Origin of the sequence: Microbacterium oryzae (genome assembly GCF_009735645.1) — a bacterium.
In the GTDB taxonomy this organism is placed as follows: Bacteria; Actinomycetota; Actinomycetes; order Actinomycetales; family Microbacteriaceae; genus Microbacterium; species Microbacterium oryzae.
This window is the reverse complement of sequence record NZ_CP032550.1, coordinates 1,799,513-1,825,935: the sequence shown is the minus strand read 5'-3', so window position 1 is coordinate 1,825,935 and position 26,423 is coordinate 1,799,513. Positions and strand designations below refer to the sequence as shown.

Below are 26,423 nucleotides of genomic sequence, written 5' to 3'. Positions count from 1 at the left end.
GTCGAGACGGAGGCCACCTCATGACCCACAGCCCGATGACCCTGCCGGGAGTCGACGCCGATGGCGGCGACGCTCTCGTGCCGTCGGTGACGATCTTCCGCTCCGCCGGTGCGGCCCTCGTCGTCGCATTCCGAGACGAGGGGCTGCCGGAGGTACTGCACTGGGGGAGCGACCCCGGGCCCGTGCACGCCGACGGCCTCGCCGCTCTCGATGCCGCGTCCGCGCGGCAGGTGTCGGCGAGCGCCCTCGACGTGCCGTGGCCGCTGACCATCCTGCCGACCGAGCGCGAAGGATGGCAGGGGAGGCCCGGCATCGCGGGCGCGATCGGCGGCGCCCCGCTTCTGCCCTCCTGGCGCGTCGCGGATGTCGAGGTCGACGATCTCGGCTTCTCCCTGCGCGCCGAGGCGGACGGCGTGCGCCTGCAGAGCTCGCTGCGCTTCGACGAGGCGGGCGTGCTGCGGGTGTCGCACACGCTGGTGAACACCGGCGCCGAGCCGATCGCGCTCGCGGCTCTCGAGGCCACGCTGCCCCTGGCGGAGCGGGCGACCGAGGTGCTCGACTTCAGCGGCCGATGGACCCGCGAGCGCGCGCCGCAGCGTCGTCCGATCGGGATGGGGAGCCACTCGCGCGAGTCGCGGCGCGGGCGCACCGGCCACGACGCGCCCCTCGTCACCGTGGCGGGGACGCACGGCTTCTCCGACCGGTCGGGCGAGGTGTGGGCCGTGCACCTGGCGTGGAGCGCCGACGCGGTCTACCGCACCGACCGCCTCCCCGAGGGGCGCTCGGTGCTCGGCGCGGCCGAGCTCCTGCGCGCGGGCGAGATCGTCCTCGAGCCGGGGGACTCGTTCGTCACCCCCGACGCGTGGTTCGTCTGGAGCGACGCGGGCCTGGATGGCCTCTCCTCGCGGGTGCACCGGGCCCTCCGCGCGCGGGAGCGCCATCCGCGCGGCGATCGTCCGGTGGTCCTCAACACATGGGAGGCCGTCTACTTCGCCCACGAGCTCGAGCCGCTCGTCGCCCTCGCCGACGCGGCGGCGGCGGTCGGCGTGGAGCGGTTCGTGCTGGACGACGGCTGGTTCCTCGGCCGTCGCAGCGACGACGCCGGACTCGGTGACTGGGCCGTGGACCCGGAGGTGTGGCCCGAGGGTCTGCACGCGCTGGTGGATCACGTCCGCGCCCGCGGCATGGGATTCGGCCTCTGGGTCGAACCCGAGATGGTCAATCCCGATTCAGAGCTCCACCGCAGCCATCCCGACTGGCTGCTCACGCCATCCGCTCGGTCGTGGCGCAATCAGCAGGTGCTGGATGTGGCACGGCCCGATGTCGCCGCATGGCTGCTCGAGCGCTTGGACGCCCTGCTCACCGAGTACCCGATCGAGTACCTGAAGTGGGATCAGAACCGCGACCTGCTCGAGGCGGTGCACGCGGGGCGCCCCGGTGTCGACGCGCAGACGCGCGCGGTGTACGCGCTCCTCGATGAGCTGCGCCGGCGCCATCCTCGGGTCGAGATCGAGTCGTGCTCGTCGGGCGGCGCGCGCGTGGACCTGGGCATTCTCGCGCGGACGGATCGGGTCTGGGCATCCGACACGAACGACCCGATCGAGCGCGCCAGGATCCAGCGCTGGACGGAGCTGCTGCTGCCGCCCGAGCTCATCGGCAGTCACGTCGGCCCCGCCCGCGCGCACACGACGCATCGCGTGACCGACCTCCGGTTTCGGATGGCCACAACGCTGTTCGCATCCGCCGGCATCGAGACCGACATCACGCGCTTCACCGACGAGGAGCGCGCGGAGCTGACGGCCTGGATCGCGGAGTACAAGCGCCTGCGGACGCTCATGCACACCGGGGAGCTCATGCACGCGGAGACCGCGGACGAGGGCACCGCGCTCACCGGCGTCGTGTCGGCGGACCGCTCGCACGCGCTGTACCGCCTCACGCGCGAGGCGACGGGGGAGTGGGCGGTGCCGCCCGCGCTGCGCCTGCCGGGGTTGGACCCGCAGCGCACCTACCGGGTCGACGTGCTTCCCGCGCTCACGGCCGCGCACTTCCGCGACGTCAAGCCGGTCCCGTGGGTGGCGGAGGGCGGCGTCACGCTGCCGGGCTCGCTGCTGACGACCGTGGGCGTGCGCGCACCGCTCCTCGCGCCCGCGTCGGCGCTGGTGGTGGAGGCGGTGGCGATCGCATGATCCCGGGGTCCTCCTTCCCTCCGCGACCTTCGCCGCGAGACCTCACCCCGCGCGCGAGACCGCGGGTGGCGCGCGCGGTCTCGCGCCGGGGATGAGGTCTCGCGAGGGGATGGCCGGGGGAGACACGGGATGAGCCGGGGCGAGGTGGCGAGGCTTCGGGAGCGGGCGCGCGAACGGCTTCCGGCGCACGTCTTCGAGTACGTGCGCGCGACGGCCGACGGGTCCGACGAGGCGGAGGCCGCGCGGTGGGATGAGGTGCGCTTCCGGCCGGTTTCGCTGCGCGGGGCGCTGGAGGTGGACACCCGCACGACCGTGCTGGGAACGCGGATCGCGCATCCGGTGATGGTCGCGCCGATGGCGCAGCAGGTCGCGGCCCATCTGGATGGCGAGGTCGAGACGGCGCGGGCGGCCGCAGCGTCCGGTACGCTCCTGGGCGTCTCGACGAACACGGCCATCCCATTCGCCCGGATCGCGGAGCAGGGCGCGCCGTGGTGGTTCCAGACCTACGTGCTCCCGGAGCGCGACCTCACCTACGTGCTGGCCGAGCGCGCGGCGGCTGCCGGCGCCTCGGCCATCCTGCTCACGGTCGAGCTGACGGCATTGCGCGTGCCTCCGCATGTCGAGCCGACGAGCTGGCCCGACGGCCCCGCCCGCGCGCGCCTCGTCAACCTCACTCCCGAGGAGCGGGCCCGCGTGGCGGGGCGGCCCGCCATCGGCCCGGGGCTCGAGGAGATCGCACGGCTGCGCGACGCCACGGGACTCCCCGTGGTCGTCAAGGGCGTGCTGCGCGGCGACGACGCGCGTCGTGCGGTGGACGCCGGTGCCGCCGGGATCGTCGTCTCCACGCACGGTCATCGACGCCTGGCGGGATCGATCGCCGCGGTGGACGCGCTCGCCGAGGTCGTCGAGGCGGTGGCGGGGGAGGCCGAGGTGTATGCCGACAGCGGCATCCGAGAGGCGCGGCACGTGCTCGCCGCACTCGCGCTCGGCGCACGAGCCATCTTCGTCGGGCGACCCGCGTGGTGGGCGCTCGCCGCGGGTGGCGGGGACGGCGTGAGGGCGCTTCTCGACGGGATGACCGGAGATCTGCGCCTCGCGCTCGCACAAGCCGGCGTGGGCACGGCGTCTGATGCGCTCGCCGCGCGACTCGCCGTGCCACCCAGCTGATCGCTCGATTCGCGTCTCGGCGGGAGTTGTCCTAAGCTTGTCCGCGGTGACGTGTCCGAGCGGCCGAAGGTGCAACTCTCGAAAAGTTGTGTAGGGTAACCCCCTACCGTGGGTTCAAATCCCACCGTCACCGCCATCCGAAACCCCCGCAGAGCCCTTGGAAACACTGGGATCGCGGGGGTTTCGCTGTGTCAGCGGAGGGCTCGCGGTAACGCAGCGGTAACCGCTTCTACGCGAGTGCTTCCCGGTTGGTGCCCCGCGCCAATCGGCGGCGTCGTAGGCGGCCGCTAGGATCGGTGCGCGGCTCTCCTGGCCCAGAGCGGTTGGGCGGGCTTGAGTGCATATCAGCGGCGTCAGCTCTTCGCGGGCGGTGCGTCATCTCGTCGTGGAGGTTGTCAGTGGCTCGTCGTCGTGGGTTCCTTGCGGAGGTACAGCACCAGGCGCGCTTGGCTGAGCAGCGGCAGCGGGCGGCGGCGCGGCAGCAGCTGGTTGCGGCTCGTCGCGCGGAGCAGGCGCAGCGCGCCGCGGAGCGCGCGCAGGTCGCGGCGTCCCGCGCGGCGGAGGCGGATCGTAAGCGTCTGGAGCGTGAGGCGCTTGCGGCGCACGTCGAGGCCATGCAGGCCGAGGTGGACTCGCTGAACATCGGCCTGGCGGAGCGGTACGCGGAGCTGGATGGGCTGTTGGAGGCCACGCTCGGGGTCGATGACTTCGTTGACCTGGAGTCGCTGCGTGTGACGGCCCAGCATCCGCCGTTCCCGCGTGAGGATCTGCGGCGCCCGATCCCGGCGCCGCAGCCGATCCCCGACCCGCCCCTCCCCGTGCGTCGCGAGGTCGAGGCGCCTAAGGTGCTGTTCGGGCGGAAGAAGAAGCTCGCCGCGGCCGAAGCTGAGGTCGAGCAGCAGTACGCCACCGACTACTACGCGTGGAAAGCCGCGACCGATGCTCTCCCTGGACAGCGTGCCGCGCAGGCGGCGGAGCATGCGCAGGCCGAGCAGGATCGGCTGCAGAAGCTCGCGGTCGCGACCGAGAAGTATGAGGCGGAGTCGGCGGAGCGGGAGCGTGAAGCCGCGGAGCAGAACGAGGCTCTCGACCAGCTGATCGCGGGTCTCGGATACGGGACGGTCGAGGCTGTGCAGGAGTACGTCGGGATCGTGCTTGCGAACTCGGTCTACCCCGAGCACTTCCCCGTGGCGCACGCGGCGGAGTTCGATCCGGGCACGGCGGAGCTGACGCTTCGCGTGACGATCCCAGGACCCGACACGGTGCCGACGATCAAGGCGTACAAGTACACCAAGTCGACGGACGAGATCAGCGAGACCCCGCTGTCGCAGAAGGACGCCAAGGATCGCTACGCGGGCATCGTGCACGCCGTCGCGCTGCGCAGCCTCCACGAAGTCTTCGAAGCCGACCGGCGCGGCCTCATCCGCAGCATCTCCCTGGAGCTGGGCACCGAGACGATCAGCCCCGCCACCGGCCGCGAGACATACGTGCCGTTCGTCGCGGTGGCGGTCGATCGCGACTCGTTCAGCGAGCTGGACCTGTCGGCGATCGTCCCTGCCGCGACGCTGCAGCACCTGGGTGCGGTGGTGTCCAAGAACCCGCACGGCCTGATCGCGATCGACTCGTCCGGCATCCGCCGCCTGTGATCCCACGATGAGCGTCGTCTTCAACCCGCCGCCGGGATGGCCCAAGCCCCCGCCCGGATGGCAGCCACCCGCAGGTTGGACCCCGGATCCGTCCTGGCCAGAGCCGCCGTCCGGCTGGCAGCTCTGGCTATCCGATGACGACACCGCAACCAGCGACGCCGCCCAGGCGCCCGGGACGGCACCCGCTGTCGAGCCGGTGTCGAGCGAGAGTGCACGGGTCGCCTTCCTGGAAGCGGAGAACGCCGGGCTGCGTCGAGCGCTTGCCGCAGCTTCCGACGGTGAGCAGCCGGTCGAGCTGGACGATGCACGAGTGCTGCAGGCGGTGGGCATCTACCGGTACCACCACCCTCTGGAATCCGCTGCCGCCTACAAGGACCGTCTTGAGAATCTCGAGGCGCGGATCGCCGACGCGATCCGTGAGGGGCGGGCGATCGTGAAGTCCGACCTGTTCACCCTGAACAACTCCCTCGCCCAAGGGCGTCGTATGACGGCGGACCTGGGCAAGCTGATGCTCCGCGCCTACAACGCCGAGGCCGACAACGTCATCCGCTCTCTTCGCGCCGGCAACGTCGAGACCGCCAAGCGTCGACTGGAAGCATCACGGACCGCCATCGCGCGACTCGGTGCGCTCATGGAGATGCACATCGACGACGCCTTCCACGCCTTGCGGGTCGAGGAGATCGAACTCACCGCCGACTGGCTGATGAAGAAGCAAGAGGAGCGCGAAGCGGCCCGTGAGGAACGTGCCCGGTTGCGCGAGGAAGCACGCGTCCAGCGGGAACTCGAGGAAGAACGCGCCCGGCTGGACAAAGAACGCGCCCACCTCACCAACGCCCTCGACGCCCTCCGCGCCCAGGGCCGCGACGACGCCGACCTCATCCAGAGGCTCGCAGCGGTGGACCAGGCGATCGAGCAGAACGACTACCGGGCCGCGAACATCCGCGCCGGCTACATCTACGTCATCTCCAACGAGGGCGCCTTCGGCGCCGGTGTCGTCAAGATCGGACTCACCCGCCGCCTCGAGCCCACCGACCGCATCGCCGAGCTCAGCGGCGCATCCGTGCCATTCCGCTTCGACGTGCACGCGCTCTTCTTCTCCGAAGATGCCGTCACCCTCGAGAACGAACTGCACAAGCACTTCGCCTCCCGTGCGCTCAATCAAGCGAACCCGCGCAAGGAGTTCTTCTTCGCCACCCCAGCCGAAGTGCGAGACGTGCTGCTGCAACGCGTCGGCAACATCCTCGAGTTCGTCGAGACCGTCGACGCCACCGAGTATCGGCAATCCTTGGGAGCCTGGCCCGCATCGAGGCGCGGTTAGGGCCGCTAGTGGCCTCGACGTAGCGGTAATCGGTATCAGTTGCGCGCTCCACTAGCGACGTATCGCTGCACGTCACTATCATCGTCATATGTCGATGATTCAGCTGCCATCGCGCGAACTTGACCGGGACGCAACGGCGGTCTACGCGCACCTGTTCCAGGCGCTGGGCGAGCCCACCCGGCTGGCCGTCCTGCAGCATCTCGCCCGTGGCGAGCACTGAGTGCGTGATCTGGTTGAGCACATCGGATTGGCGCAGTCGACCGTGAGCAAGCATCTGAGCTTCCTGCTGGAATGCCGCCTCGTCGACGTCCGCCCGGACGGCCGGTCGTCTTGGTACTCGCTCTCGGAGCCGGCGGCGATCTCCTCTTTGATCGCTGCGGCCGAGGAGCTGCTTGAGGCAACCGGGACGAAAGCAGAACTGTGCGCTCACCTGCGTGACCCAGAGCGAGCCGGCGCGGAGGGTGGTCTCTGATGGGCGCGGGACACAACCACGGCTCGGCAGCGGGTGAGAGCGCGGGGCGGCCCGGGGATCACCGCCGCAGACTCTGGATCGCTTTCGGGATCACCGCATTCATCGTGTTGGCGCAGGCCGTCGGGTCGATCATCACAGGGAGCCTGGCGCTGCTCACCGACACCGCGCACGCTCTCACAGACGCATCCGGCCTGCTGGTCGCCCTCGTCGCGGCGACCCTGGTGCTGCGGCCCCCCACCTCGAAGCGGACGTGGGGCTACCGGCGCATCGAAGTGATCGCGGCACTGGGGCAGGCGACTCTCCTGCTCGCCGTCGGCCTGTACACCGCGATCGAGGGCGTCAAGCGCCTGTTTGAGCCCCCAGACGTGCCCGCCACCGAGCTGCTCGTGTTCGGCATCGTCGGACTGACCGCGAACATCATCGCGATCCTCATCCTCTCGTCGAGCCGCGGTGCGAACTTCAACATGCGCGCCGCGTTCCTCGAGGTCCTCAACGACGCGCTCGGTTCGCTCGGAGTCATCGTCGCGGCGATCGTCATCGCCACGACGGGGTTCCTGCAGGCCGATGCGCTCGCGGGCCTCTTCATTGCGGCGTTGATCGTGCCGCGTGCGTTCACACTGATGCGTGAGACGACCGGCGTGCTGATGGAGTTCACCCCGAAGGGGCTCGACCTGGACGAGGTCCGCGGGCACATCCTTGAGCTCGAGCACGTCAAGGACGTGCACGACGTGCACGCCTCCACGGTCGCGACCGGGTTGCCGACGCTCACCGCGCACGTCGTCGTGGAGGACGCCTGCTTCGCCGACGGACACGCCGCTCAAGTGCTCCACGAGGTCAAGGAGTGCGTAGCTGAGCACTTCGAGGTGTCCGTGCATCACTCGACGTTCCAGATCGAGACCGAGCGCATCAGCGATCACGAGCGCGAATCCGTGAAGCACGCGTGACCTCGTCGAGTACGAGCGCACAGTCGACGCTCTTAGGCCGCCCAAAGCAGGCGCATCTATAGTGAGCGGGATGCCTCGACCCCGCTCGACCCGCGCTGCAGTGGTGCTGAGCGAGCGGCACACGATAACGAGAATCATCATGAGCGTCGTGCTCGCCTTGCTGCTGGTGCTGGGCGCGTGGGGCGCGACGCATATCGAGCCCGAAGCATCTTCAGCCGCTGGTGTCACGGAGAGCGTCGCTGACCCGTCTGCGGTGAGCGACACTCCGGCTGTGACCGAGGCGAGCGGTGCAGTCGGCTTCGGGCTGGCTGCTTGCCTGCTCGGGGCACTGTGCGGCCTGCTGCTGATCGTGTCTTTCCTCCGGCTGCGCGGCAGACGGCCGCCCGGCATTGTGACAGCCGGGACGCGACGCGTCCTCTGGCTGGTGCGCGCATCGTCCCCTGAGCGTCACTCGACGCCGTTGACGCTTTCTCAACTCTCGATCTCGCGGACCTGACTCACGGCACCGCCCACCGTGGCGGTGATCATGCGCGCCCTGCGGGGACGCGCTGTCCGTGTCGTGAGTTCTGAAGTATGAGGAGCCGTGTTCGTGAAAGCCTGGCAGAAGGCCACGCTCATCCTGTCCGCCCTGTTGACCGTCTGTCTGGCCGTCGCCTTGGTGTGGTCGTTCGTCGCCGTGATCGCTCTCGTCGCATGAGCGCACCGAGCATGAAGATCGATCTGTCGCATCGTCGTGCGATCATCGTCGGCGCGGGCCAATGCGGTCTCGCTGTCGCCGCGGCGCTGATCGCGCGCGGCCTCTCCCCGCAGCGTGACTTCGTCGTCATCGATGCAGCTGCGGGCTGGCGCAGCTGGGAACGCCGCTGGCGGTCGCTGACGCTGTTCAGCGACGCTCGCCATAGCGCGCTGCCTGTGCTGTCGTTTCCCGGCGAGCCGCGAGTCCGACCCCGGGCGCACGAGGTGGCGTCCTATCTCAGTGCGGTCGAGAAGCACTTGGGCGTCACGCCTATGTGGCGTGTGCGTGCGACCGGTCTGCACCGCGTGGGGTCACGCGCGACCTTGCTGCTCGAGACGAGTGCGGGGAAAGTGCAGACCCGCAACGTCGTCTGCGCCACGGGTGCGAACGCCCGGCCCCGCCTTCCCTCCTGGGCGGGAGACCTCACTCCACCTGGCCGCATGCTGCACAGCAGCGCCTACCGGTCGCCGGTGGACATTCCGCCCGGCGAGGTGCTGATCGTGGGCGGAGGGAACGCCGGGGTGCAGATCGCCCGCGAGCTGAGCGGGACGCACCGAGTCTCGCTCGCCGTGCGCAGCCCGCGCCGCTACCGACACATCGCCACGTTCCCGTGGGCTGCCGGCCGTCGTCGGAGCGTCCTCGGCGGCACCCGGCCGGAGCCGCTGTTCGGTGACAGCTACGCGGATCTCCATCGGGACGGCATCGACGTCGTCCCGGCCGTCGCCCGGGCGAGCGGGGCCGAGGTGGAGCTCGCAGATGGGCGTCATCTGACGCCGGCGTCGGTCATCCTCGCTACGGGATACCTGCCAGGCGACGACTGGCTGCCCGCCGAGGTCCGTGGCCACTCGCGTGGTCGAACGCGCACGAGCGTACCCGGATTGTTCGTCGCCGGCATGCCGGGCTACGGGCACCGAGGCTCCGAGACCCTGCACGGCACCTGGCGAGACGCCGCGACGATCGCCCGACACATCACCAACCGGCCATGAAGGAAGACGACGTGACATACGAACCCGAACCGACGCGCGCGTGGACGAGCCGCAAGCCGAGGACCCGGCGACCGGCGAGGATCCTGATCCTCGCGGTCCTCGCGGGGGCCGGCCTGACGCTGGGCGCGTCGACGACCGCGTTCGCTGCCGAAGACCTCGTCTCCTCCTATCCAACGGCTGACTCCACCATGGCGACCGCACCGGACGAGATCACGCTGACTTTCGATGAGAATCTGCGTCTGGACGATGTGGTCCGCATCGAGGTGATCGCGCCGTCGGGTGAGAACATCGCCACGGACGACGTCGGCTTCAGCGACGCCAGCGCCACACAACACCTGGCAGCGGACGCGGCGCCTGGTGAGTATCTCGTCCGCTGGCAGATCACCTCCAGCGGTGCCGAGTCGGCAGAGGGCGAGTACATCTACACGATCGATCCCTCGTTGAGCACGCCTGAGCCCTCGCCGGATCCCACGTCAGATGCGGTGACCTCGCCTCACCCCGAGGAGACTCCATCCGGCTACGAAGCCGGCACGGCCCCGCAAACGGACGACATCTTCCTGCCGTTCATCGGCATCATGCTTCCGATCGCGATCATCGCCCCCGTCGGGGGGATGGTCCTGATGATGCGGCGCGAACGGAAACGGCGAGACGCGCGGGGCTCCGATGAGGCGTGAGCGCGCCCTGCGGCTTGCGATGGCGTGTGCGGTCGCGGCGGCCGTGCTGATGATCGACCAGGTGACCAAGGCCCTCGCCGTCGCGCAGTTGACCGGGGCGGAGCGAATCCCGCTGCTCGGAGATCTCCTGGGGCTTCAGCTCGCCTACAACCCCGGCGCTGTGCTGTCGCTCGGCGCGAGCCAGACCTGGCTGATCACGCTCATCGGCGTCGGCTTCACCGTCGTGGTCTGCGCAGCGCTCCTGCGCGCACGGACCACGGGACGGGCGCTCGGGCTGGCTTTCATCCTCGGCGGAGCGTTCGGGAACCTGGTCGACCGGCTGTTCGCTCCGCCCTCGTTCGGACGGGGGCATGTCATCGACTTCCTCGCCTACTGCGACCTGTTCATCGGCAACCTCGCCGACGTCGCCCTCGGTATCGGTGGAGCGGTCCTCGTCCTCGACCTGCTCCGGAAGAGCAGCCGAACGAGACGCGCCGCGCCCGCCCGCAGGCCCGGCCTCCCCATCCGTCCCGCGACCCGAAACGGAGAATCATGAACCGACGCCCCCGCACGCCTTCCATGTATCAGCGCAACGCGCTCGCCCCGAGCCTGATCGCAGCGCCGACGCTGGTCCTCGCGCCATTGCTGCTCGGCGGTGAGTGGGCGATGGTCGTGCTGTTCATCGTGGCGATCCTCGCCATGATCACCGCATGGTTCGCGTTCCAGGCACGCCAGTGGTGGTGGATCGTCGTCTTCGCCGCGATCACCGTGCTGTGGAACCCCGTCTACCCGTTCCCGTTCGAGGGTCCCGTGTGGACGGCAGCGCAGCCGGTGGCCGCGGTGACGTTCCTCGCCGCGGGCGCCCTCATCAAGGTTCCACGGCCTTCCTGACATCACGGGTATGGAATCGCCACCGCACCTGCCGCCGCCAGGGCTGCTCGAGTACTTCGCCGTAGGGCCGTACCCGCCATCCCCGCTCGCGGGCCTCGGGATCCTGCTCGCCGTCGCCTACCTCGCCGGCGCAATCCGGCTCTGGCGGAAGGGGCGGCGCTGGCCGATCTCGCGCACGCTCTGCTTCCTGGCCGGGTGCATGGCGCTGGTCATCGTCATGGGGCTCGGCGTGGAGAGCTACGGGTACGCGCAGTTCTCGGTGTTCATGTTCCAGCAGCTCACCCTGATGATGGCGATTCCACCCTTGCTCGTCCTCGGTTCACCGGGCACGCTGCTGCTGCGCGCCACACCACACCGCGGGCTCGGGCGCGCCGTGCTCAGCGTTGCGCACGGCGCGCTGCGCAGCCGCGCCGCACGGTGGGCGCTGAGTCCCGCCGTGGCGTTGCCGCTGTACCTGCTGGCGTTCTACGGCCTCTACCTCGACAACCTCGCCGACCCGATCCTGCGCCTGCCCGGTGGGCACCAGGCGCTCGAGATCGGGTTCTTCCTCGCCGGCATGCTCTTCACGATTCCGGTGCTGTCGGACGACCCGCTGCCTGTGCGGATGAGTTACGGCGCGCGAGCGCTGGACCTGTTCGCCGAGGCCGCGCTGCATGCGTTCTTCGGCGTGTTCATCATGATGAGCAACACCCTGATGATCGGCACCTTCGCCGAGAGCACCGCAGTCCTCGGACTCGACCCGCTCGAAGACCAGCGCGTCGCCGGCGCCCTCGCCTGGTCGTACGGCGAGGCGCCGACCCTGTTCATGGTGCTGTACATCATGCACCGCTGGTTCCGGGATGACACGGCCCGAGCGCGGGCGCACGACCGATACGCCGACGTGCACGGCGACGATGACCTCGACGCTTACAACGCGTATCTCGAGCGGTTACAGAAGCGCACCGGAAATGGTCACTGATTGATGTATAGTCACCGTATGCTGACCATTGCTTCCCGGCTTGACGTGATGAACCGGCTCGGCCGGGCCATGGCCGACCCGACCCGATCCCGGATCCTGCTCTCGCTGCTCGAGGAGCCCGGATACCCGGCGCGGTTGGCGAGAGACCTGGAGCTGACGCGCACGAACGTGTCCAATCATCTCTCCTGCTTGCGGGGGTGCGGTCTGATCGTCGCGACGCCTGAGGGGCGGCAGACGCGGTACGAGATCGCGGATCCGCATCTGACGAAGGCGATCGCGATGTTGGTCGAGACGGTGCTCGCGGTGGACGACGGCGTGCCGTGCGTGGATGACGACTGCGATGTGCCGCTGTGCTGCGGCCCCGGTGCCGGCGCGGTCGCACCGGAGGTCGCGCAGTGAGCGAGGAGTGCTGCGGCCCGGACGAGCCTCGGAAGACCACCACGACCGCTCGTCGACTGCAGTTGAGCACGCCGCCCGCCGCGGGCGACGCCTGCTGCGGTCCTGTGGACGAGCGCGCCCCCAGGTCGCGCCGCGGGCATGATGACGGGGGCGATGCGTGCTGCGGCTCGGATAAGCAGACCGCGAAGCACTCGCATGACGATGACGAGCACGATCACGGCGCGGAGCTCGAGGTGAGGCCGCCGTGGTGGCGGGATGCGGCGCTGTTGCCGTCCGCGATCGCTGGTGTCGCCCTGCTGGGCGGGTACATCTTCGAGTGGTCGGGTGCGGAGGTCCCCGCGCTGATCCTGCAGTGGGGCGCTCTGCTGGCCGGGGCGTACACGTTCGTGCCCGGCGCGATCCGCCGACTGCTGCGCGGTCGTCTCGGCGTCGGGCTGCTGATGACGATCGCCGCGATCGGCGCCGTGCTGCTCGGTCACGTCGGCGAAGCCGCCACCCTGGCGTTCCTGTTCTCCCTGGCCGAGGCGCTGGAGGACCGGGCGATGGACCGCGCGAAGGAGGGACTGCGCGCGCTCCTGTCGCTCATCCCCGACAGCGTCCGCGTCTCACGTCTCTCCGGTGACGTCACCATTCCCGCCGCCGACGTCCGCGAGCTGGACATCCTCGTCGTCGGCGCAGGGGAGCGCGTCGCCACCGACGGCGTCGTTGTCGAAGGGCGCTCGAGCCTGGACACCTCGGCGATCACGGGTGAGTCGATCCCGGTGGAGGTCGGCCCGGGCAGCGCGGTCGCGGCAGGCTCCGTGAACGGGTCGGCGACGCTGCGGATCGAGGCCACCGCCGATGGGCGTGACAACTCGCTTACCCAGATCGTCGACCTCGTCGAGCAGGCGCACGCCCGCAAGGGCGAGCGTGCGCGCCTGGCCGACCGGATCGCCCGTCCCCTCGTCCCGGCCGTGCTGATCGTCGCCGCGCTGATCGTCGCGTTCGGGTTCCTCGTCGGTGACCCTGGCCTGTGGATTGAGCGTGCCCTCGTGGTGCTGGTCGCCGCGTCACCGTGTGCGCTGGCGATCGCGGTACCCGTGACGGTGATCAGCGCGATCGGTTCCGCGTCGAAGTACGGGGTCGTGATCAAGTCGGGCGAGGCGTTCGAGCAGTTCGGCACGATCCGCACTGTCGCACTGGACAAGACCGGCACCCTCACCCGCAACGAACCCGAGGTCGTCGAGGTCACTGCCGCTCCCGGTCGCTCCCGTGCCGACGTGCTCGCCCTCGCCGCGGCGCTGGAGTCCTCCAGCACGCACCCGCTCGCGGCGGCGATCACCGCCGCATCGCCCAGTACCGCGCCAGGCCGGGATGTCGCAGAGGAGCCGGGGCACGGCATCACGGGCCGCGTCGGCGCCACCGCCGTGCGGGTCGGGAATGTTCGCTGGTTGAACCCCGGTGCCTTGCAGGCCCGCGCGGACGAGATGGCGGAGGCGGGCATGACCACCGTCGTCGTCGAGGCTGACGGACACATCGCCGGGCTGATCGGGGTGCGCGACGAGCTGCGCCCGGAGGCGGCCGAGACGATCCGGCTGCTGAACGCGCAGGGGATCGACACCGTGATGCTCACCGGTGACAGCGAGCGCGCCGCGCGGGCGCTGGCCGCGCAGGCCGGGATCACCCACGTGCGCGCCGAACAGTTGCCCAAGGACAAGGCCGACGCGATCGCTGCGCTGGTCGCCGAGGGCCCCGTCGCGATGGTGGGCGACGGCATCAACGACGCCCCGGCCCTGGCGACGGCGACCACCGGGATCGCGATGGGCGTGAAGGGCTCGGCGGCCGCCGTCGAGTCCGCCGACATCGCCTTCACCGGCAACGACCTGCGACTCATCCCCGCCGCGATCGCCCACGCCCGCCGAGGACGGCGCATTATGACCGCCAACATCGGGCTCGCCCTCGCGATCATCATCGTGCTCTTCCCCCTCGCGCTGTTCGGGGTGCTCGGGCTCGCCGGCGTGGTGCTGGTGCACGAGATCGCCGAGCTCGTCGTCATCGTCAACGGCGTCCGCGCGACACGGCGCCCACGATCCGCGCTGATCGGTGCGATGCGGGACGAGTCGGCCCCCGCCAACACGCTCGCTTAGGGCGGGACGGTCCTCCCAGCCGCCGCGACTACCCTGGAACCCATGAGCCCGACCGCCCTTCCGACCCCCGGCCGTGACCGGGGGTCGGTGGTGCGGCTCCTGCTGGCTGTCGGAGCCGCGGCGCTGTTGCTCTTGGGCATCTGGACGTCGCCCGCGCACGAGAGCCTCGAGGGCGGCTCGGTGCTGCCTGTCTCCGTTTCGGCCGCCGCTACTCCGACCTCTGACGCCGAGGTGATCGTCCCGGTCGCTCCCGCGGAGGACGAGCTCGGCGTGGCCGGGCTCTGTGTCCTGGGCGCGCTGTGCGGCGTGCTCCTGGCGATCTTCGCGTGGCGTGCGCTGGGCGGCCGTCCCACTCCGGTGGTGCTGTCGGTCGCGGGCCGGTGGCTGTCCGCACTGCTCCCACAGAAGCGTGTCTTCTCGCCTATGGTGACAACGACTCTGTTGGGCATCTCCCGGACCTGACCGGTTCCCCGCGACGCCACCTGCGGGTGCGCGTCGTTCGCATGTCCTGAGGACGACCGCTCGCGGCGCGCGCCGCGGTGAGCGACGACGCTCGGGCATGCGCAGGACCTGTCGCCCGTCCTAGGAGAGCCCTATGCCAACCCGATCCCCGTCCCGTACCCGCGCCACGACGGCCGTTCTCGGCGCGATGCTGCTTACTGTGCTCACCGGCTGCGCGCCGCAGGACGGCGTCGCGGCCGAGTACGACGTCGGCAACCAGACCTATGAATCCGGTGATTTCCGCGTCGAGTCGATCGCCGCCGAAGAGCGCGGCGATCCGGTCGTGTTCGACGGCGTCACCGAGTACGGTGATGCTGTCTCCGACGTCGAGTTCGCGGACCGGGTGTACGTCGTGAACTTCTGGTACGCAGCTTGCGGCCCCTGCATCGCCGAAGCGCCGATGCTCGAAGAGGTATGGCAGAAGTATCAGGCCGAGGACGTGGGATTCCTCGGCATCAACATCTACGACCAGCCCGCCACCGCCCGCGCGTTCGCTGCGGACAACGGCATCACGTACCCGAGCGTCATCGATGCGGACGGCGGCCAGGTGAAGCTCGCCTTCGCTGCCGCGACTCCGATCCAGGCGACGCCCACCACGCTGGTGATGGATCGGCAGGGCCGGGTCGCGGCGCGGATCATCGGTCAGCTGCAGTCGGCGTCGATCCTGTCGACGCTCGTGTCCGACGTGCTCGCCGAGGACGGCTGAGATGGGAGCGATCGTCGTCGACGGGGCTCTGTGGCTCGCCATCCTCGTCGCTGCCCTCGCCGGACTCGTCTCCTTCGTCTCGCCCTGCGTGCTGCCCCTGGTCCCTGGATACTTCGGGTACCTCGGATCCGCCGTCGGCGCACCGGAAGGAGCCGCCGGGCGCGGGCGACTTGTTGCCGGCGTCGGACTCTTCATCGCCGGATTCACGGTCGTCTTCCTGGCCGTGACCATCCTGGGCGGCGTGTTCGGGATGTTCTTCCTGCAGTACTCGGCCGTCCTCACGCGGATCCTGGGCGTGTTCGTCATCGTGATGGGGCTGGTGTTCATCGGCGTCTTCCGCGGCGCACAGCGCACCGTCCGGCTGCGCACGCGCAGCGGACTCGGCCTGATCGGCGCACCGCTGCTGGGCGTCGCCCTGGGCATCGGGTGGGCGCCGTGCATCGGCCCGACGCTGGCGGCGATCATGTCCGTGTCGTGGAACCTCGGCGATCCATGGCGGGCAGGCCTGCTCGGCCTGGCGTACTCGCTCGGGCTCGGTCTGCCGTTCCTGCTGCTGGCCCTCGGCCTGGGCTGGGCGACCCGCTCGGTCGCGTTCGTGCGTCGTCACATCCGAGCCTTCAACATCGCCGGCGGCACCGTCCTCGTGCTGCTCGGCGCGCTGATGGTCACCGGCGCCTGGGGCCGGCTCATGTCGGTGCTGCAGGGGGTGATGCTGAATGTCACCCTCCCGCTCTGAACCCGTCGTAACGGATCCCGCACGTCCCGCAGACCACATCGACCGCGGCGACGAGGAGCGCATCGTCTCGCCCATGCTCGGAGTGACGGGGTGGCTGCGGTGGGCCTGGCGCCAGCTGACCAGCATGCGTACGGCGCTGGTGCTGCTCCTTCTGCTCGCGATGATCGCTGTGCCGGGCTCGATCTTCCCGCAGCGGGTCGCGAACCCCAACGGCGTGACCCAGTTCTTCCGTGATAACCCCGACATCGCGCCGGTGCTCGACACGCTGCAGATGTTCGATCTCTACGGGTCGGTGTGGTTCTCGTCCGTCTACCTGCTGCTGTTCGTCTCGCTCATCGGCTGCATCATCCCGCGTATCCGCCACCACGCGAAGGCGCTGCGCTCCCGCCCGCCTCGCACGCCCGCCCGATTGCAGCGGCTCGATGATCACCTCACTGAGGACGTGCACGTGCCCGCCCACCTGGACGCGGAGACGGAGGCCGCAGAAGCGGTCGCGGTCGCAGAACGACAGCTCCGCCGTCAGGGGTACCGCACGGAACGCTACGACTCGCTCGGCGTGTGGTCCGTGTCGGCCGAACGCGGCTACCTGCGTGAGACCGGGAACCTCGTCTTCCATGCCTCACTGGTCGGGGTGCTCGTCTCCGTCCTCATCACCGGCGGCTTCGCCTACACGGGGCAACGGGTCATCGTCGAGAACTCCACCTTCGTGAACAGCCTCAGCGACTACTCGTCTTTCACGCCGGGCCGGTTCGTCGACGACACCGCGCTCGCCCCGTACTCCCTCACCCTCGACCGGTTCGACGTCACCTACGAGCTCCCCGGGACGCCCGGCGCCGGCCAGGCAGGCGACTTCGCCGCTCGGCTGACGATCCGCACCCCAGGGGAAACGCAGGCCCGCAAGGACGTCGTCCGCGTGAACCATCCGATCGACGTCGCAGGGGATCGGCTCTACCTGCTCGGCAACGGGTATGCCCCGACCATCACGATCCGCAACGCGGAGGGCGAGGTCGTGTACAGCGAGTCGCAGCCGTTCTTGCCGCAGGACGGGATGATGACCTCCCTCGGCATTCTCAAGGTTCCCGACGGACTGCCCGAGCAGATCGGTCTGGTCGGCTTCTTCTACCCGACCCAGGGCACGCTCGCCAGTGGCGCCTACACGTCCGTGTACCCGGACCTGGTCAACCCCGTCGTCACGTTCAACGTGTTCTCCGGCAGCCTCGGCATCGACGACGGCACACCCCGCTCCGTGTACACGCTGGATACGTCCGGAATGACCCAGGTCACCGGTGGCGACACGGGACTCGAGTCCATCGAGCTCACCCCAGGTGCAACCGCTGACCTGCCGAACGGCTGGGGCACGATCACGTTCGAGGACGCCTCCGGCACCGGAGACCTGCTCGCCTCCGTGAAGCGGTTCGTGTCGCTCCAGATCCAGCGCGACGGCGGCGCCGTCTGGGTGCTCGTCTTCGCCTCCGTCGCCACAGCCGGGCTCATCACCGCGCTGCTCGTGCCCCGCCGTCGCCTATGGATGAAAGCCGCGATATCGACATCCGCGGACGGCGAGCGTCGGCTGCGTCTCGAGTACGCCGGCCTCGCCCGCGGCGAGGACCCTCAACTCTCCCAGGTCGTGTCGCGGCTGCGCGACGACCATCTCGCCGCCGTCACCGACCATCCCACCGAAACGCCCGTACTGAAGGAGACCCCGTGACCGCCCCCGCCCGCAAGAAGCTGCCGACGCCTGTGAAGGCGACGCTGATCGCCGCCGCAGTCGTCATCGTCCTGGTGATCGTCGCGATCGTGTATGTCAACGTCACCCGGCCTGCTCCGGTGACCCCGGACGAGGGCGCCCTGCCCGGCACCCGCAGCGATTCGCACGTGCTCGACGAGGTCGGCCCGGACGCGCCCACGCTGGTGGAGTTCCTCGACTTCGAGTGCGAGGCGTGCGGAGCGTTCTACCCGTACGTCGAGGAGATCCGTGAGCAGTACGCCGGCGAGATCAACTACGTCGTGCGGTACTTCCCGCTTCCAGGTCACTTCAACTCGATGAACGCGGCCCTCGCGGTCGAGGCCGCCTCCCAGCAGGACCGGTTCGAGGAGATGTACGACCGGATGTTCGAGACTCAGATCGAGTGGGGCGAGGGCTCGGAGTCGGAGGCCGACCGATTCCGCGGGTACGCCGAGGAGCTGGGGCTGGACATGGACGCCTACGACGAAGCGGTCGCCGACCCGGCCACGCAGGAGCGCGTGGAGGAGGACTTCCTGGAAGGGCAGGAGATGGGCGTCACCGGCACGCCGACGTTCTTCCTCGACGGCGAGAAGCTCGAGCTCAACGCCCTGACCGACCTCACCGATGCCCTCGACCGCGCCATCGCCGACTGACACGGCCCCGGACCCGACGGCGCCCGGGAAAGAGCGCCCGCCGCTGCGGATGCGCCTCGCCGCGCCACTGGCGCTGGCCGGCGGCCTGATCCTCGACCTCGCCTACCCATCGGTCGGCTGGTGGCCTGCCGCGATCATCGCCGCGAGCCTCGGTCTCGTCACGCTGATCGGGCGCAGCGTCCCCGGTGCGCTGGCAGTCGGGCTGGCGTTCGGCGCCGGGTTCTTCCCTCTCCATCTCGTCTGGGTAGGGGAGTTCCTCGGCCCGCTGCCCTGGGTCGCTCTTGCCGCGCTGCAGGCCGTGCTGTTCGCGGCCGGGGCGGTGCCGATCGCTCTCGCATACCGGTTGTTCCCGCCACGACGGGGCGGCGTCGTACTGCTGCCGTTGCTCGTCGCGGGGCTGTGGACCCTTCGGGAGCTGATCATGGGGACGTGGCCGTACACGGGATTCCCGTGGGCACGGATCGGGCTCAGTCAAGTCGACGGCCCGTTCGCCCAGGTCGCGTCGTGGACCGGGACGGGCGGGCTGTCGTTCCTCGTCGTCGCACTGTGCGCCTCCGCGATCGAGGTGATGCGTGCGCGTGCGCCGCGCCGTACCCTCGTCCCACTCGCAGCCGGCGTGGCGCTTGCGTTGCTGCCGGCGTTCCCGACGACCCCGGCGGGCGAGTTGCGGATGGGCTGGGTACAGGCGAACGGCCCATCGGCGTACTTCGACGAGCGCGCCGCCGGCGACCTCCTCGCTGCACACTTCACCGCGACCGACCCGCTGCTCGACAAGGACGTGGACCTGCTCGTCTGGCCCGAGGGGGCCGTCGACTCCGATCCGCTGAGCCGGCCCGCAACCGCAGCCGTGCTTGACGACGTGGTGGGCCGAGCAGGCGCGCCGCTGCTCGCGAACGCCGCCACCCAGCGCGGTGATGACACGTACAACACATCCCTGCTGTGGACGGGAGAGGGGGCACCGCAGCTGCACGACAAGGCCAACCCTGTGCCGTTCGGCGAGTACGTGCCAGACCGATGGCTCTACCAGGCGATCGCCCCGGACCTGATCGGACTGATCCAGCGCGAGTACACCCCGGGCGCCAACCCGCCCGTGGTCACGGTGGGCGGCGTCGAACTCGGTCTGGCGATCTGCTTCGACGTCATCTACGACGACGTGATCCGCGCCGGCGCGCTCGGCGGCGCGGAGGCGTATGTGTTCCAGACGAACAACGCAGACTTCCGCGGCACCGACGAGAACCTCCAGCAGCTCGCCATCGCTCGTATGCGCGCGATCGAGGCCGGCCGCGCCGTTGCCAACATCTCCACGACCGGCACCAGCCAGATCGTCGCACCTGACGGCACCGTCCTCGACGGAGCGGCGGCCGGCACCACGGCAGCCCGCGTAAGTGAGGTCCCACTGCGTACCGGCCTCACGCCCGCCGTGGTGCTGGGGTCGTGGCCGACCGTGCTCGCTGCCGCCGGCGCACTCGTCGCTCTCCTGCTCCTCGGCGTCACGCGCCGCCGTGCCGCGCTTCGCCTCGACGAACGGAACCCCTCATGAACCCGCGCCGATTCGCTCTGTCCCTCGCGACTCTCCTCGTCGGGGCGGTCACGTTCACCGGCTGTGCTTACACGGTCACCCTCGAGTCCGCCGCGGACGCGGCGACCCCGGCTTGCGCGGACGTATCCGTCCGCCTGCCCGACAGCGTCGGCGACCTCGACCGCCAGTGGACCGACGCCCAGGCGACCGGCGCCTGGGGTGACCCGACCGCGGTCGTGTTCAGCTGCGGTCTCGAGCCTCCGGCCCCGACGACATTGCAGTGCGTGAGCATCGGCGGCGTGGACTGGATCGTCGACGAGGCCGAGACACCGAACCTGCGCCTGACGACGTACGGGCGCGAGCCCGCCGCTCAGGCCTTCGTCGACACGACGGTCGTGTCCGCCGATGAGGTGCTCGGCCTGCTCTCCAACGCGGTCCAGCAGCTGCCCGCGACCGGCGCATGCACCTCCCCAGACCTGCCGGATGCCGATGAAGGAGATGACGAGTGACCTCGCGCATGCTCCGGCTCGCGGGCCCCCTCATCCTTCTCCTTGCCGCGCTGGCTGCATTGATCCTCGGGCTGCTGATCGGCGGCGGTGCAGCCCCGCGCGTGGTCTCAGATCCCGGCGCGGCCATCCGCTGGGGGTTGCCCGTCGTGAAGCTTCTCGTGAACCTCTCCGCCGCGACCATGGTCGGAGGCCTCGTCGTCGCGGTGTTCGCCCTACGAGCGGGGGAGCGCGAGTTCGATCTCGCTCTCGACCTGGCATCCGCGTCTGCGGCGGTGTTCACCGTGACCAGCGGCGTCACCGGCTTCCTCACGTTCGTATCCACGTTCAACCCAGAGGTGTCCGCCGGCCCCGCGTTCGGTGAGCAGCTCGGGCGGTATCTGACCGAGACGGAGCTCGGTCGGGTGTGGCTGATCAGCACGATCGCGGCCGCGCTCATCACGGTTCTGGCGTTCGCGGTGCGCAACTGGGTCTCGACGCTCGCCACCGCCGTGCTGGCGATCGCGGCCTTGGTGCCGATGGCGACCCAGGGACACTCGGGCACCCTCGCCAATCACGACGCCGCGGTCATGGCGCTGATCCTGCACGTCATCGGCGCGACCGTCTGGCTCGGCGGGCTCGTGACCCTCGTGGTCCTGCGGCCTGTGCTCACGGCCAGTCGGGTGCGGACCGTGGTGGAACGCTACTCCACCCTCGCGCTCGCTTCGTTCACGCTCGTCGGTGTCTCCGGCGTCGCACGCATGCTCACATCGATCACCGACCCGCGCGAACTCCTCAGCCCATACGGCGCGCTGCTCGGGGTGAAGGCCGCGGCTCTACTCGCCCTCGGCGTGGTCGGCGTGCTCTACCGCCGCCGTCTCGTCCCGCGGATGACCGCCACCGGAGGCGGCGCGTTCTGGGCGATCGTCGCCGCCGAGCTGGCCATCATGGGGATCGCCAGCGGTGCCGCCGCCGCGCTCGCCCGCACCCCGGCACCCGCCGACGTGCTCGCCCCGGCGCTGACCACGGCGGCGGAGATCCTCACCGAAGCCCCGCTGCCGCCGGAGCTGACGCCGCTCGCGTGGCTCACAGCGTGGGATCCCGACCTGCTGTGGGCGGTCGCCGCCGCTGCCGGGATCTTCTTCTACCTCGCCGGAGTGCGCCGGCTGCGGCGCACCGGCCGCGGCTGGCCGCCGGCGCGAACGGCTTTCTGGATCTGCGGAGCAGCGCTGCTGTTCTGGACCACGTCCGGGCCGATCGCCGCGTATGGGGACTACCTGCACAGCATGAACATGCTCAGCAGGATCCTGCTGCTCCTGGTCGTACCGCCCCTACTCGTCCTGGGTGCTCCGCATCGACTCGCCGTCGAGGCGATCCAACATCGCAACGACGGCAGCCGCGGCATCCGCGAGTGGCTCCAGGTCGCAGCCGACTCGCGCGTGCTCCGGATCCTCCGTCACCCGGCAGTAGCCACCGTGGCCGTCGTCGCGACCCTGTGGGGCGTTGGGGCGACCCGCGTGCTGCCCTGGACGCTCGTCGACCCGCTCGGACACGAGTGGCTGATCGCCCAGTCGCTCACCGCCGGGAGTCTCCTGACCTGGAGCGTCCTGGCTGCCAGAGCACGGCCTGTGAGCCGGTTCGGCGGGCTGGTCGCTGTCGTGGTCGCCGTGATCGCCCTGGGCCTGTGGAACGTCCTTCAGCCTGGCCTCGCCTTCGCCGACTGGTTCGGAGCGATGGGCCGCAGTTGGGGGCCCTCCGCGCTCGAGGACCAGCGCGTCGCCGGGTTCATCGCCGCGATCGGCGTGATCCCCTTCATCCCGCTGGTCGCCGTCGGGCGTCGAACCGGCCAGCGCCCCGTCATATCGCCCTCATCGAAAGGAACCGCATGACCATCCGCCCCCGCACACGACTCGGAGCTCTCGTCGGCGTCATCGCCGTTGCCGCGCTCGCGTTGGTCCCCGCCCAAGCGGCGTCCGCCCACGACAACCTTCTGGAAGCGTCACCTGCCGCGGGAGAGACCGTCACGGAACTTGACACCGTCGCTCTGACGTTCAGCGCGGAGCTGATCGACTTCGGCCAGGCCAGCTACGCGCGGGTGCAGGGACCGGACGGCCTGTACTACGAGACGTCCTGCTCGACGATCGATATGAACGTCCTGACGACGCCAGTCGCGCTCGGCGAGGCAGGCACCTACTCGGTCGTGTGGAACGCCGTTTCCAGTGACGGCCACCCGATCTCGGAGTCCTACGAGTTCACGTACGCCCCGGCAGAGGGCGCCGAGCCCGGGCTTGGATGGGATCAGCCCGCCTGCCGCAACGAAGACACCCGCGTGCAGCCCGGCGCCGCGCCCGAGCCCAGCCAGGAGCCCGGGCCGACGGCGGACGTCTCCGAAAGCGCACCCGCACCGCAGCCGAGCAGCTCCGAAGACGCAGCGCCCGAGAGCGAAGGCGAAGGGCTCGCGGTGGCCGGCGTCATCGGGGCCTGCGTGCTGCTGGTCGCTGCATTCATCGGGGGTCTCCTCGCTCTGCGGGCGAAGTCACGCCGACGGCGGTGAGCCGTGGCGCGGTGCGACAGGCCGAAGTGGTCCAGCGGAGATCTGGAAGGATCTGAAGCATGAGCGTGCCCGTCGCGCTGAAATGAGCCTCCGAGCACAGGGATCGTGCTGCTGCACCATCGAGCTCGCGCTTCGCGATGCGGCCGAACTAGCGGGGGCTACTCGCCGGGCTGGCGGCTGTCGGATGCTTGATCGTCGTCCTCCTCCGGCTGCAACTCCGGGAAGCGCTGAGCGGCTCGCTGCGCGCGCTCCGGAGCTTCGTGTGGCGAAGCGCCTCGCTGTGTCGGGCGCCGTGACTGCTCGGCGGACGCTGGCTCGTCCGTGAGTTGCGGCACCGTCGGGGGCGATGCCGCCGGCCCTGTGGCGTTCTCGCCGTCGGTCTCTGCCTCGGAGAGAGCGGCCGCTTGGGCGGCTGTCTCGTGTTCTCTCGCGAGGTCCAGGGTGGGCTGGGTGGCGGGTGACCGGCGGGTGGGATGCTCGACGGGCGCTTGCTCGTCGACCCGGTCGGTCTCAGCGGGACTCGCGGGGTGCGGGACGTAGAGCGTGCCGGCGGCGTCCTCATCGACCCCGGATGCCCACGCGCGCTCTGGCGCCGCCGATGGGGAGGGCGCGGGTGTTGCCGGGCGGCGCCGGGCCTGAGCGATTGTCTCTGCTGCGGCCTCGTTCGCCGCGGCGACGAGATCCTCGTACGAGGGCGTGTTCGCGACGACACGATCGAATGCACTCCTCCGCTGCTCCACTGCCGGCGCGGGCGGTTGCGTGGCCTCCGTGGTCTGCTCCGGCTCGGAAGCCTGCTTGCCTTGCTGCTGGATCCAGATCGCCATCTGCTGGTGGAGGTGCGCGCGCAGGTCGGGGTTGTGCCTGGAGAAGCCGCGTTCGGCGAGTTGCCCGTCGCCGTCCGCGTAGCCGTCTTCGCGGGCGCGGTCGTCGATCCACGCGTCCAGCTGTTCCTCGCGCGCCAGCGTCACGACGGCGGCATGCGCCTCAGTGAGCTCCTCGGGGGTCGGCTCCGTGACCGGCCGGGGCGGGCCAGTCTTTACCGCGGCGGGCCGTGGGGGTCGTGGCCGGCCGTAGGCGTTGTCGTCGAGCATCGCCAGTGTGCTGGCGTGGTCGTAGTGAGTCCCGAGGGTGCTGGCCCGCACGGGCGTGGCCATGCCGTCGAGCTGGTAGCTGAGGCGGGCGATCTTAGGTGGTTTGCCCCGCCGCCATCCCGGCTCGGTGACGGTGACGCCGTGCTCGGCCATCACCGCTGTCCAGGCCTCGAGCGTCACGGCGCGGGGGTCGTCTATCGCGGTCTCGAACGCGTCGCGGATGCGGTCGTGGTTGGACCGTCTCTTGTCGGTGCGGTCGTGGCCGCGGTTGCGGTCGCGGGCGTTGCGGGTCTGCTTCCTCCGCTCCGCCACCGACGGCAGTCGTTGCGGGCCGAGGCCGTACTCGGCGCCGTGGTCGGCGAGGAATCGGTCGGCACGTTCGTGGACCTTGTCGATGTTGGTGAGGTCGCCGGCGAGCTTCCGCCCGGCGGTGTATGTCTTCCCGTCGACGGTCATGTCGCTGTGGAGGGTGGCGTTCCAGGCGATGTGCACGTGGAAGGCACGGCCGTCGCCGTCGGCCTGCCCGACGAGGTGCGCCTGGATGCCCGGGTACAGGGTGCGCTGCATGCGCACGACGAACTCGAACGCGGAGGCGACCTGCTCTGGGTCGTCGGGGTTGACCTCATCGAGCCCGAACGACACGATCACGTGCCGCGCCTCGGCCTGGGGAACCTGACGGCCCTCGTGGCGGACGTGCGTCGCGGCCTCACCCACCCGTGCCGGAGCCCAGTACCTGCGCCCGCCCGGGTACGTGCGCTTCACATGTGTGGCCGTCTCGCCTTCCTCCGGAAGCGCATACCTCGACGGTGATCTGCGCGTCGCGCCCTGGGTGCCGTGCCGCGCCCGCGTTCTCGCGAACTCCCGTGCGGAGGTCTCCGGCCGGCAGCGGACACCGGCGGCGTGCAACACCCTCGGAACGTCCCCCTGGCCCGGTTTATCGCGGACCGTGTAGCTGATGAGTCGTGCCGACTTCGGGTGCACAGTCATGTAGATCACCGGCATCAGAACAGCCGCTCGAGCTTCTCGCTGATTTCGGCATCGCGCTCCGCGTCCCGGGTCATCCGCGATTCCAGATCGATCAGCGCACGATCGACACCGTGGATCGCGGATTCGAGCGGGGCGAGCATGCCCGCGAACATCCCACGGGTGTTCTTCAAAGCATGCAGGACCTTGACGATCTGGTTCCAGTTGTTGCCGATCTTCTGCAACTGGAAAGCCTGTTGCTGATACCGATGCGCGACCTCCGCGAGGCGATCGCGGATATCCGCGAGCAGTGCCTTATCGGACACCACCGGAGGTTGGCGGGGAGTGAGCTTCTTCGCCAGCCGGCGGGCGAGGGTTCGCTCGGCGGGATCGGCTGAAGGCGTCGCGGCGAGGGCCGCCGCGACGAGCAGAACGGACCGACGCAGCGCGTCGGACTGGTTCACTCCGAGGTGCCGCTGCACCTCGTCGAGCGCGGCAAGCTCGTCCCGGCGCATCCGCACCGGGACGAGCTTGCTAGCGGGCGTGGCCTCATCGCTGCGCTCTTCGACCACGGAGCCCTCGCCTGCGCTCGGACTCGGGTGCGGACGCGAGGGCTCCTCCACTGGCGTTCCGTTGCCCTCGCGGGTCGGGCGCCCCATGTTCACGACTTCGTCGTTCACTGCGCCCTCCGCTCACCGCTCTTCGGTGTTGACCCAGCCCTTGGATCAGGGTTCGAGTCAACACCGAAGAGCAGTTCGAAGCAAGCAACCCGACTGTATTACGTTCTCGCGTCGCTCGCCCATCCTGTCGGGCCGGCCCCGGGACCGCGCCGCCGCACGCTCCCGGGGCCTTTGCTTGCGAGGAGGGGCCAGGTCCCCTCCTTCGATCCACCCCTTCCGAGCGAAGGCGTCGGACCCCGCCTGGGGCGTGGCCGACGTTTCGGCGGAGCCACGGGGGACGGCACCGCCGTCCCGGAACGGAGAGAGCTGCGGATACGACGCCGGTCG

27 protein-coding genes and 1 tRNA gene are annotated in these 26,423 nt (G+C 70.0%); 25 read left to right on the top strand and 3 right to left on the bottom strand.

Features of this window, described 5'->3' with window-relative positions:
• Window positions 1–20 precede the first annotated feature (20 nt).
• The 3 genes from D7D94_RS08525 to D7D94_RS08515 all read left to right on the top strand — a co-directional run bounded on the left by D7D94_RS08525 (window position 21) and on the right by D7D94_RS08515 (window position 3,489).
• On the top strand, window positions 21–2,186 hold the full coding sequence (locus tag D7D94_RS08525) for an alpha-galactosidase (protein WP_246171739.1): 2,166 nt from the start codon (window positions 21–23) through the stop codon (window positions 2,184–2,186).
• Window positions 2,187–2,315: 129 nt separating this feature from the next.
• Window positions 2,316–3,353, top strand: a complete 1,038-nt coding sequence (locus tag D7D94_RS08520; RefSeq protein ID WP_156242207.1) for an alpha-hydroxy acid oxidase — start codon at window positions 2,316–2,318, stop codon at window positions 3,351–3,353.
• A gap of 45 nt (window positions 3,354–3,398) precedes the next feature.
• A tRNA-Ser gene (locus D7D94_RS08515) sits at window positions 3,399–3,489 on the top strand.
• A gap of 259 nt (window positions 3,490–3,748) precedes the next feature.
• Here the strand turns inward: D7D94_RS08515 and D7D94_RS14445 are convergent.
• The gene (locus tag D7D94_RS14445) at window positions 3,749–3,958 is read right to left on the bottom strand and encodes a hypothetical protein (protein ID WP_246171738.1); all 210 of its coding nucleotides are present in this window, start codon (window positions 3,956–3,958) and stop codon (window positions 3,749–3,751) included.
• 21 nt (window positions 3,959–3,979) lie between these two features.
• Between D7D94_RS14445 and D7D94_RS08510 the strand changes: the two genes are divergently transcribed.
• The 22 genes from D7D94_RS08510 to D7D94_RS08410 all read left to right on the top strand — a co-directional run bounded on the left by D7D94_RS08510 (window position 3,980) and on the right by D7D94_RS08410 (window position 23,362).
• Window positions 3,980–4,999 carry a hypothetical protein gene (locus D7D94_RS08510; protein ID WP_246171737.1) on the top strand — a complete coding sequence of 340 codons (1,020 nt, stop codon included), beginning with the start codon at window positions 3,980–3,982 and terminating at the stop codon, window positions 4,997–4,999.
• A 7-nt stretch (window positions 5,000–5,006) separates the two neighbouring features.
• Complete coding sequence (locus D7D94_RS08505) at window positions 5,007–6,317, top strand: SNIPE associated domain-containing protein (protein WP_156242205.1); 1,311 nt, start codon at window positions 5,007–5,009, stop codon at window positions 6,315–6,317.
• A gap of 88 nt (window positions 6,318–6,405) precedes the next feature.
• Window positions 6,406–6,537: a hypothetical protein gene (locus D7D94_RS14550; RefSeq protein ID WP_343032133.1), complete on the top strand. Its 132-nt coding sequence runs from the start codon at window positions 6,406–6,408 to the stop codon at window positions 6,535–6,537.
• Window positions 6,538–6,789: an ArsR/SmtB family transcription factor gene (locus tag D7D94_RS08500; protein ID WP_343032132.1), complete on the top strand. Its 252-nt coding sequence runs from the start codon at window positions 6,538–6,540 to the stop codon at window positions 6,787–6,789.
• Window positions 6,789–7,733: a cation diffusion facilitator family transporter gene (locus D7D94_RS08495; protein WP_156242204.1), complete on the top strand. Its 945-nt coding sequence runs from the start codon at window positions 6,789–6,791 to the stop codon at window positions 7,731–7,733. The genes D7D94_RS08500 and D7D94_RS08495 overlap by 1 nt, the downstream gene beginning before the upstream one ends.
• A gap of 139 nt (window positions 7,734–7,872) precedes the next feature.
• Window positions 7,873–8,229 (top strand): hypothetical protein, encoded by a 357-nt coding sequence (locus D7D94_RS08490; protein ID WP_156242203.1) that lies wholly within the window; start codon window positions 7,873–7,875, stop codon window positions 8,227–8,229.
• A 212-nt stretch (window positions 8,230–8,441) separates the two neighbouring features.
• Window positions 8,442–9,455 carry a flavin-containing monooxygenase gene (locus tag D7D94_RS08485; protein WP_156242202.1) on the top strand — a complete coding sequence of 338 codons (1,014 nt, stop codon included), beginning with the start codon at window positions 8,442–8,444 and terminating at the stop codon, window positions 9,453–9,455.
• Window positions 9,452–10,129, top strand: coding sequence for a copper resistance CopC family protein (locus D7D94_RS08480; RefSeq protein ID WP_156242201.1), 678 nt, complete (start codon window positions 9,452–9,454; stop codon window positions 10,127–10,129). Before D7D94_RS08485 ends, D7D94_RS08480 begins: the two co-directional genes overlap by 4 nt.
• Window positions 10,119–10,664: a signal peptidase II gene (locus D7D94_RS08475; RefSeq protein ID WP_156242200.1), complete on the top strand. Its 546-nt coding sequence runs from the start codon at window positions 10,119–10,121 to the stop codon at window positions 10,662–10,664. The genes D7D94_RS08480 and D7D94_RS08475 overlap by 11 nt, the downstream gene beginning before the upstream one ends.
• A complete protein-coding gene (locus D7D94_RS08470; RefSeq protein WP_156242199.1) occupies window positions 10,661–10,999 on the top strand; it encodes a DUF6804 family protein in 339 nt (112 codons plus the stop codon). Before D7D94_RS08475 ends, D7D94_RS08470 begins: the two co-directional genes overlap by 4 nt.
• 10 nt (window positions 11,000–11,009) lie before the next feature.
• Window positions 11,010–11,957 (top strand): cytochrome c oxidase assembly protein, encoded by a 948-nt coding sequence (locus tag D7D94_RS08465; RefSeq protein WP_156242198.1) that lies wholly within the window; start codon window positions 11,010–11,012, stop codon window positions 11,955–11,957.
• 18 nt (window positions 11,958–11,975) lie between these two features.
• Window positions 11,976–12,356, top strand: a complete 381-nt coding sequence (gene cmtR, locus D7D94_RS08460; protein WP_156242197.1) for a Cd(II)/Pb(II)-sensing metalloregulatory transcriptional regulator CmtR — start codon at window positions 11,976–11,978, stop codon at window positions 12,354–12,356.
• A gap of 233 nt (window positions 12,357–12,589) precedes the next feature.
• Window positions 12,590–14,482 carry a heavy metal translocating P-type ATPase gene (locus D7D94_RS08455; protein WP_156242196.1) on the top strand — a complete coding sequence of 631 codons (1,893 nt, stop codon included), beginning with the start codon at window positions 12,590–12,592 and terminating at the stop codon, window positions 14,480–14,482.
• Window positions 14,483–14,524: 42 nt separating this feature from the next.
• On the top strand, window positions 14,525–14,944 hold the full coding sequence (locus tag D7D94_RS08450; protein ID WP_156242195.1) for a hypothetical protein: 420 nt from the start codon (window positions 14,525–14,527) through the stop codon (window positions 14,942–14,944).
• Window positions 14,945–15,077: 133 nt separating this feature from the next.
• Window positions 15,078–15,689, top strand: coding sequence for a TlpA family protein disulfide reductase (locus D7D94_RS08445; RefSeq protein WP_246171736.1), 612 nt, complete (start codon window positions 15,078–15,080; stop codon window positions 15,687–15,689).
• A 1-nt stretch (window position 15,690) separates the two neighbouring features.
• A complete protein-coding gene (locus D7D94_RS08440) occupies window positions 15,691–16,425 on the top strand; it encodes a cytochrome c biogenesis CcdA family protein (RefSeq protein WP_156242194.1) in 735 nt (244 codons plus the stop codon).
• Complete coding sequence (resB, locus tag D7D94_RS08435; protein ID WP_156242193.1) at window positions 16,406–18,133, top strand: cytochrome c biogenesis protein ResB; 1,728 nt, start codon at window positions 16,406–16,408, stop codon at window positions 18,131–18,133. The genes D7D94_RS08440 and resB overlap by 20 nt, the downstream gene beginning before the upstream one ends.
• Complete coding sequence (locus tag D7D94_RS08430; RefSeq protein WP_246171735.1) at window positions 18,130–18,804, top strand: DsbA family protein; 675 nt, start codon at window positions 18,130–18,132, stop codon at window positions 18,802–18,804. The genes resB and D7D94_RS08430 overlap by 4 nt, the downstream gene beginning before the upstream one ends.
• Window positions 18,776–20,344 (top strand): apolipoprotein N-acyltransferase, encoded by a 1,569-nt coding sequence (gene lnt / locus D7D94_RS08425; protein WP_343032131.1) that lies wholly within the window; start codon window positions 18,776–18,778, stop codon window positions 20,342–20,344. Before D7D94_RS08430 ends, lnt begins: the two co-directional genes overlap by 29 nt.
• Window positions 20,341–20,832 (top strand): DUF3515 family protein, encoded by a 492-nt coding sequence (locus D7D94_RS08420; protein WP_156242191.1) that lies wholly within the window; start codon window positions 20,341–20,343, stop codon window positions 20,830–20,832. Before lnt ends, D7D94_RS08420 begins: the two co-directional genes overlap by 4 nt.
• Complete coding sequence (locus D7D94_RS08415) at window positions 20,829–22,697, top strand: bifunctional copper resistance protein CopD/cytochrome c oxidase assembly protein (protein WP_156242190.1); 1,869 nt, start codon at window positions 20,829–20,831, stop codon at window positions 22,695–22,697. Before D7D94_RS08420 ends, D7D94_RS08415 begins: the two co-directional genes overlap by 4 nt.
• Window positions 22,694–23,362 (top strand): copper resistance CopC family protein, encoded by a 669-nt coding sequence (locus D7D94_RS08410; RefSeq protein ID WP_156242189.1) that lies wholly within the window; start codon window positions 22,694–22,696, stop codon window positions 23,360–23,362. Before D7D94_RS08415 ends, D7D94_RS08410 begins: the two co-directional genes overlap by 4 nt.
• Before the next feature lie 158 nt (window positions 23,363–23,520).
• On the opposite strand, the gene D7D94_RS08405 is transcribed toward D7D94_RS08410, so the two are convergent.
• Entirely contained in the window at window positions 23,521–25,215 is a 1,695-nt protein-coding gene (locus D7D94_RS08405) for a hypothetical protein (protein WP_173024263.1), read from the bottom strand.
• A gap of 239 nt (window positions 25,216–25,454) precedes the next feature.
• Window positions 25,455–26,096, bottom strand: coding sequence for a plasmid mobilization relaxosome protein MobC (gene mobC, locus D7D94_RS08400; protein ID WP_156242187.1), 642 nt, complete (start codon window positions 26,094–26,096; stop codon window positions 25,455–25,457).
• Between the last annotated feature and the right edge of the window lie 327 nt (window positions 26,097–26,423).